At 72.6% G+C, this 6,470-nt stretch carries 6 protein-coding genes; 2 read left to right on the forward strand and 4 right to left on the reverse strand.

Translation table 11 applies throughout. The annotated features are described in order from the left end of the window. A partial coding sequence (locus tag HLK59_RS47045) for an ATP-dependent helicase C-terminal domain-containing protein (RefSeq protein ID WP_171147826.1) occupies positions 1-1,947 on the forward strand: 1,947 nt, incomplete at its 5' end. On the opposite strand, the gene HLK59_RS47050 is transcribed toward HLK59_RS47045, so the two are convergent. The 3 genes from HLK59_RS47050 to HLK59_RS47060 form a co-directional block, all read right to left on the reverse strand. Continuing rightward, positions 1,937-2,926, reverse strand: coding sequence for a DUF3068 domain-containing protein (locus tag HLK59_RS47050; RefSeq protein ID WP_171147827.1), 990 nt, complete (start codon positions 2,924-2,926; stop codon positions 1,937-1,939). The two genes, HLK59_RS47045 and HLK59_RS47050, sit on opposite strands and share 11 nt — an antisense overlap. Before the next feature lie 21 nt (positions 2,927-2,947). Continuing rightward, a complete protein-coding gene (locus HLK59_RS47055) occupies positions 2,948-3,082 on the reverse strand; it encodes an SPW_0924 family protein (protein WP_171147828.1) in 135 nt (44 codons plus the stop codon). 152 nt (positions 3,083-3,234) lie between these two features. Beyond that, a complete protein-coding gene (locus HLK59_RS47060; protein WP_171147829.1) occupies positions 3,235-4,956 on the reverse strand; it encodes a lytic transglycosylase domain-containing protein in 1,722 nt (573 codons plus the stop codon). 288 nt (positions 4,957-5,244) lie between these two features. On the opposite strand from HLK59_RS47060, the gene HLK59_RS47065 reads away from it, so the two are divergent. Beyond that, on the forward strand, positions 5,245-6,093 hold the full coding sequence (locus HLK59_RS47065) for a DUF4184 family protein (protein ID WP_171147830.1): 849 nt from the start codon (positions 5,245-5,247) through the stop codon (positions 6,091-6,093). Here the strand turns inward: HLK59_RS47065 and HLK59_RS47070 are convergent. After that, positions 6,026-6,394 carry a hypothetical protein gene (locus HLK59_RS47070; protein WP_240983050.1) on the reverse strand — a complete coding sequence of 123 codons (369 nt, stop codon included), beginning with the start codon at positions 6,392-6,394 and terminating at the stop codon, positions 6,026-6,028. The genes HLK59_RS47065 and HLK59_RS47070 overlap by 68 nt on opposite strands. Between the last annotated feature and the right edge of the window lie 76 nt (positions 6,395-6,470).

Genomic DNA, 6,470 nt, shown 5'->3' on the forward strand with positions numbered 1-6,470 from the left:
GTCGAGGCGCGGGGGCGGGCGTACGGGGTCGGGGTGGTCTGGGCTCCCCCGGCCCGTCCGGTGCGGCCCTCGCACGGCATGTGGGTCGATCCCGCGCTGCTGACGCATGTGGCGTCGGTGGTGCGGCGGGCGCTGGCCGAGCGGGAAGGGGATGTGCTGTGCTTCCTGCCGGGCGTGGGCGAGATCGCGCGGGTCGCCGGGCAGCTGGGCGGTCTCGGTGACGTGGACGTGCTCCAGGTGCACGGACGGGCGCCGGCCGCCGTGCAGGACGCGGTGCTGGCGCCCGGCGAGCGGCGCCGGGTGGTGCTGGCGACCTCGGTGGCCGAGTCGTCGCTGACGGTGCCCGGTGTGCGGATCGTCGTCGACTCGGGGCTGACGCGGGAGCCCCGGGTGGACCACGCGCGCGGGCTGAGCGCGCTGACGACGGTCAGGGCCTCCCGCGCGGTGGGGAACCAGCGGCTGGGGCGGGCCGGGCGTGAGGCGCCGGGTGTGGCGTACCGCTGCTGGACGGAGGCGGAGGACGTACGGCTGCCGTCTTTCCCGGCCCCGGAGATCAAGGTGGCCGACCTGACGGCGTTCGCCCTCCAGACGGCCTGCTGGGGCGATCCGGACGCCTCCGGGCTGGCGTTGCTGGATCCGCCGCCCGCCGGGGCGATGGCGGCGGCACGGAGCGTCCTGGCGGCCGTCGGGGCGGTCGACTCCGCCGGGCGGGCCACGGAGCGGGGGGTACGGCTGGCCCGGCTGGGGCTGCATCCCCGGCTCGGGCGGGCCTTGCTGGACGCCGGGCCCTCGCGGGAGGTGGCCGAGGTGGTCGCGCTGCTCAGTGAGGAGCCGCCGCGGGAGTACGGCGACGATCTGGCGGCCGCCGTGCGGGCGGCCCGGCGTGGGGGCGACGCCTATGCGGGGCGCTGGCGGGCGGAGGTGCGACGGCTGCAAGCGCTCACCCCCGAGCCGGCCCGCCCGTCCCCTCTCCCCGAGGACGCCCTGATCGGGCTCGTCGCCGCCCTCGCCTTCCCCGAGCGGGTCGCCAGGGCCGACGGAGGTTCCTATCTCATGGTGTCGGGGACCCGCGCCGAGGTCCGCGAGGGCACCGGTCTGCGCGGGGCGCCCTGGATCGCCGTCGCTGTCGCGGACCGTCCCGTCGGGAAGGGCCACGCACGCGTGCAGCTCGGTGCGGTCGTGGACGAGGAGACCGCGCGGCGGGCGGCGGGCGTGCTGCTCGCCGAGCGGGCCGAGGTCCACTGGGCCGACGGGGACGTCGTGGCGCGGCGGGTGGAGCGGCTGGGGGCCGTGGAGCTGGCCGTGCGCACGCTCAGGGACCCGGACCCCGTTCTCGTACGCGAGGCGCTGCTCGAAGGGCTACGGCAGGAGGGGCTCCGTCTGTTGCGCTGGTCGCCCGACGCCGACGTACTGCGGCAGCGGCTGGCCTTCCTGCGGCTGCATCTCGGGGAGCCGTGGCCGGACGTCTGCGACGAGGCGCTCTACGCGCGCGTGGACGAATGGCTGGAACCGGAGCTCGGTCGTGCCCGGCGGCGGGCCGATCTGGCGCGGATCGACGCCGGAGAGGCGCTGGGCCGGTTGCTGCCCTGGGCCTCGGGGGATGCCGCGCGGCTCGACGAGCTCGCGCCCGAACGGATCACCGTGCCCAGTGGGTCCAGAATCCGGATCGACTACGCGAACCCCGAGCAGCCGGTTCTCGCGGTGAAGTTGCAGGAGATGTTCGGGCTGCACGAGTCGCCCGCGTTGGCCGGGGTTCCGCTGCTCGTCCATCTGCTCTCCCCCGCGGGCCGCCCGGCCGCCGTGACCGCCGATCTCGCGTCGTTCTGGAAGGACGGCTACAAGGGTGTGCGGGCGGAGCTGCGGGGCCGGTATCCGAAGCATCCGTGGCCCGAGGACCCGGCGGATGCCGAGCCGACGCGGTATACGAACGCGCGGCTCAGGCGGTGACCGGTTCGGGTGCGGAGTCCGTGGCGGGTTCCGGGTCGCCCGGGCGGCGGCTGCGGGCCTCCAGGTACAGCGACAGGGCCAGCAGGAGCACGCCCAGGGTCGCGAAGCCCCAGGGGAGGTACGAGGTCATCAGGAGCACCAGGGTGCGGTTGGACCTGACCAGGTCGACGGTGTGCTCGATGTAGTCCTCGCGCATCTTCACGTGGCCGGCGAACGCGGTCACCTTGTCGCGGTCGCCGAGAAGGGTGCCGCCGCGGAGTTCCTCCCGGTGGATCTCCTCGCCGTAGACGGGGGCGCCGGTGACGGGTTCGACCCAGAACTTGCGGACCGTGGTGTACCAGCGGGTCGTGCCGGTCTTGGCGAGCTGTTCGGGGGTGACGCCGGCGATGGGCAGCTTCTTGGGCCACTTCACCTGGGTCCAGGGGATGGTCTGCTCGAAGTAGTAGACCTCCAGGCCGCGGAAGTCCTGGGTGCCCTTGTAGTGGATGGGGGACGAGGTGCGGGTCTGGGCGTCGAAGTACTCGTAGTCCCGCTTCTCCGTCAGGAAGGGCCACTTGAACTCGAGGCCCTCCCGCTTCACCGGGTCACCGTCGACCATCTCGCCCGTGGCGTGGACGGGTTCCTGGGTGTGGGCGTCGAAGATGTACCGCTCGGGGATGTAGGCGACCTGTTGGCCGTCGGGACCCTGGGCGTAGGACAGGCCGTCCCAGACGACGACGTCGCGGCCGAGCGTCTTCTCGATCTTCTCGGAGGCCTCGACGTTGCCTTTGAGGGTCTGCACGATGGTGACCTTGGAGACCTTCTCGACCTGCATCGAGTTGTTCATGAGGGTGGCGTTCCTCGCCTCCAGGACCATGTCCTGGTACTGGCCTGCCGGGATCTTGGCCAGTCTCGGGAAGGCGTACCAGCGCAGCAGCGGGGACAGCGCCGCGAAGAACACGGCGAGGGCGAGCAGGATCAGGCTGGCCTTGCGGCGCATCTCGGCCTCCCTCCCGGGCGGTCACGGGTGTGACGGCACCGTCGTCAGCAGCGGCTTCGGGGACGTCTTGCCGGTCGGCGACCCCATCGCGGTGATCGTGAGGACCAGGGCGAGCGCGACGGCCAGGCCGATCGCGGCGGCGATCAGAGCACGCATGCGGGCCTCCCGACGGACTGGAACTGATAGGTCGTCAGGTCCGGCACGGTAGCAACGGGTGGCCGAGATGAGAACACGTTGCACACGACGACGGCGCCCCTCCTCACGAGGGGCGCCGCCATGGGCGTACGAGAGGAACGAGCCGGTGCCGGCTACGCGCTCGGGCTCGCCGAGGCGCTCGGGCTCGCGGACTCCGTCGACTCGGCCGCCGCGGCCACCGTCAGTTCGACGGTCAGGGTCGCGCCGCCGGAGGTGTTGATGCGGAGCAGGAACGTGCCGGTGGTGTCGTCCGCGTACAGCTTCGGCAGCTTGAGCAGGCCGTCGGCGCCCGTCTCCAGGTCCGTGAGGGTGCGTACGGTCTTGCCGTCCGCGTCCTTGAAGTAGGGGCCCTTGGTGTTCTCGGTCGCGTCCTCGGCGGAGGTGATCAGGGTGGCGGTGGCGGCGACGCCGTCCGCGACGGCTCCGTCGTAGGTCGCCTTCACCTCGACCTGGTCGGCGAACTCGCCGCCGGGGGTGCAGGTCAGCGCGGTGTCGCTGGTGCGGGCCAGGGTGTCCGCGACGCGCTCGGTGACGGTCGCGGTGTAGTCGAGCCCGGTGACCGAGCGGCCCACGACGGTGGCCCGGACGGTGAACTCACCCGTCTTCTCGCCCGCCTTGAGGACGGGCGCCACGGCCACGCCGGAGCTGTTGGTGACCACCGTGGCGACGCTCTCGCCGCCCGTGAAGGCGGTGTCGGTGTCGCCGACGATCGTGAAGCGGACACGGACCTTGCCGACGGCCTTGCCGGCCGAGGTCTCGGCGCGGGTGCTGATCCTCTTGGTGAAGGCGTCGCCCGCCTGCGCGGTGAGCTTGGCGGTGCCCGCGTCCTCCAGGTGGTCCACCGTGTCGGTGGGGGTGGGCGTCGGGGTCGGCGTGCCGGGTGTCGACGGAGTGCTGGGCGTCGACGGGGTGCTCGGGGAGGTGGGCGTGCTCGGCGTGCTCGGGGTACTCGGCGTCGACGGGTCCGTGGGCGACGGCGGGGGGTTCGCGCTGCTGTCGTCGTCGCTGCGGTTGTCGGGGATGCTGCCGGTGCCGTCGGGGATCTCGTGGGTGCCCTTGCGGTAGTACTCCAGCCACGACAGGACCGTGTTCAGGTAGTCCTGCGAGTTGTTGTAGCTGAGGATCGCGCTGTTGAGGTCGGACTGGGTGGACAGGTCCCAGCCGAAACGGCACAGGTAGTGGCCGGCGGCGAGCGCCGCGTCGTAGATGTTGTTGGGGTCCTTCTTGCCGTCGTCGTTGCCGTCGCGGCCGGCCCACTCCCAGGTGGAGGGGATGAACTGCATGGGACCGACGGCCCGGTCGTAGACGCTGTCCCCGTCGTACGCGCCGCCGTCGGTGTCGCTGATGTGCGCGAAGCCGACGCCGTTCAGCTTGGGGCCGAGGATCCTGCCGATGGTGTTGCCGTCCGCGTCGACGCGGCCGCCGCGGGCCTGCCCGGACTCCACCTTGCCGATGGCGGCCAGGAGTTCCCAGGGCAGGTTGCAGCCGGGCTTGGACGACTGGAGCGAGGACGCGGCCTTCTTGTAGGCGTCCAGGACGGTCGCGGGTATGCCGGCCTCGGTCGTGCCGGTGGCGGCTGCGGGGGTGCCGACGGTCGGTGCGGGGCTCGGGCTGTTGAGCGGCGGCAGGTCCGTGTAGTACGGCGAGTTGCCGGTCGCGCCGCTGTCGTCGCCGGTCGCGTCGGGAGAGGGCTGGGCGTCGGCCGCGGTCGATCTGCCGCTGTCGTCGACCGTCACGCCGGGTGCCTGGGACGCCGAGAGTGCCGCGACAGCCGCCGCGGCGACGGTGGTGGCCACCGCTCCCTTGCGCAGCCTCCTGCCGAATTGCGCCGACATAAAGTGAACCCCTCCCGTGGACGCCCGAGCGCCCGTCTCCGTTCGACGTGCTCGCCATGGTGTGACGATCGACCCGTGGTGCGGGTTGCCCTCGTGGAGCTTTTTCCTGCCTGGCTCTTCTGTTCGACCGCGCTCCCCGGCGCGGTGACCCAGGCGACCCTACGACAACTTGCTTTGCGCGGGCACCCTCCCCCATAGCTCTAAACGCATGGGAGGTGCCCCCAGTGCCCGGTTTTCACCAGTTGGCCATACTGGGCCGGTCCGACCACACCGAACCAGGGGGACCTCTTGCCGTTCACGCTGAGCCATGCGGCCGCTGTACTGCCCGCTTTACGCACCGATGGAACCGGCCGGGGCCAGCTGGTGCCGGCGGTGCTGGTGGCGGGTTCCTTCGCTCCCGACATGACCTATTTCGCGGCGAGTGTCCTGTCCGAGGCGATGGAGTTCGGGGCGTTCACCCACTCCTTCGTCGGCGTCTTCACCGTCGACGTGCTCGTCGCGTGGACGCTGGTGGGGCTGTGGCTGCTCATCCGTGAGCCTCTGGTGGCGCTGCTGCCACGCCGTCGGCAGGCGCGGCCGGCGGCCCTGCTGCGCTGCGGGGCGCCACGCGCGCGTGTCCGGCCGTCGCTGGTGGCGCGCTGGTACGTGTCGGCGGCGCTCGGCGCGCTGACGCATGTCGTGTGGGACGCGTTCACCCATCTCGACCGGTGGGGGATGCGGGTGTTCCCCGTCCTGGGCGAGACGATCGCGGGCTCGCCGCTGTACTGGTACCTCCAGTACGGCAGTTCGGCGGTGGCCGCGGTCGTGATCGCGGTGTTCCTGGGATACGCCCTGCGGCGGGTGCGGGGCGCTGCCGCCGAGCCGGTGGGGGTGCCGGTGCTGACCGGCGCGGACCAGTGGTGGGCCGCTGCCGTGATCGGTGGCTGTGCGCTCGTCGGGGCGGTGCAGCGGGCCTCGCGGTGGTGGGACTACTGGGGGTCCACCGCGAAGCCGTGGGAGCTGATCCCGACCCTGTGCTTCGGAGTGGGCGCCGGGCTCGTGCTGGGCGTGCTGGTGTACGCCGTGGGCGTCAGGGTGTGGCGTCCGGTCCCGGCGCCGGTTCCCGGCCGGGAGCTGAGCCGTCGAGGCGGTCGGTGACCGCGGCGGCGGTCGCGATGAACACGGTGACGGTCCGGACCTGGCGGGCGCGGGGCAGTGCCGTGAGGAGCAGCGCGAGATAGCCGCGGGCCTGGTCGGCGGCGAGCCGCCAGTCCCTCCGGGTGAGCTGGTGACGCAGGTCCGCGGCCCTTTTGCGCAGGGCCGTCGCGAGGTCGGGCGGGATGCGGGCGGTACTGGCCGTTGCCGCGAAGAGCGGGACCGACGGTGGTGGGGTGGACGCGGTCGCATCGGTGGTCGCCTGCGCCGGAGCCGTGTGGCGATGGAGCGTGCGTATGCCCATGTCCGCATCCTTACGGGCGGGGGGATGCCGGGCGTGCTGTCGGGGACCACGCGGGTGACGGGGGCCTGGGTGGGCT

The organism is Streptomyces sp. S3(2020), from assembly GCF_013044505.1.
Taxonomy (GTDB): Bacteria; Actinomycetota; Actinomycetes; order Streptomycetales; family Streptomycetaceae; genus Streptomyces.

What these genes read in the sequence shown, in the direction of transcription:
- HLK59_RS47050 (WP_171147827.1), bottom strand. Translation starts at nt 2,926, where the DNA reads ATGCGCCGCAAGGCCAGCCTGATCCTGCTCGCCCTCGCCGTGTTCTTC.
- HLK59_RS47055 (WP_171147828.1), bottom strand. Translation starts at nt 3,082, where the DNA reads ATGCGTGCTCTGATCGCCGCCGCGATCGGCCTGGCCGTCGCGCTCGCC.
- HLK59_RS47060 (WP_171147829.1), bottom strand. Translation starts at nt 4,956, where the DNA reads ATGTCGGCGCAATTCGGCAGGAGGCTGCGCAAGGGAGCGGTGGCCACC.
- HLK59_RS47070 (WP_240983050.1), bottom strand. Translation starts at nt 6,394, where the DNA reads ATGGGCATACGCACGCTCCATCGCCACACGGCTCCGGCGCAGGCGACC.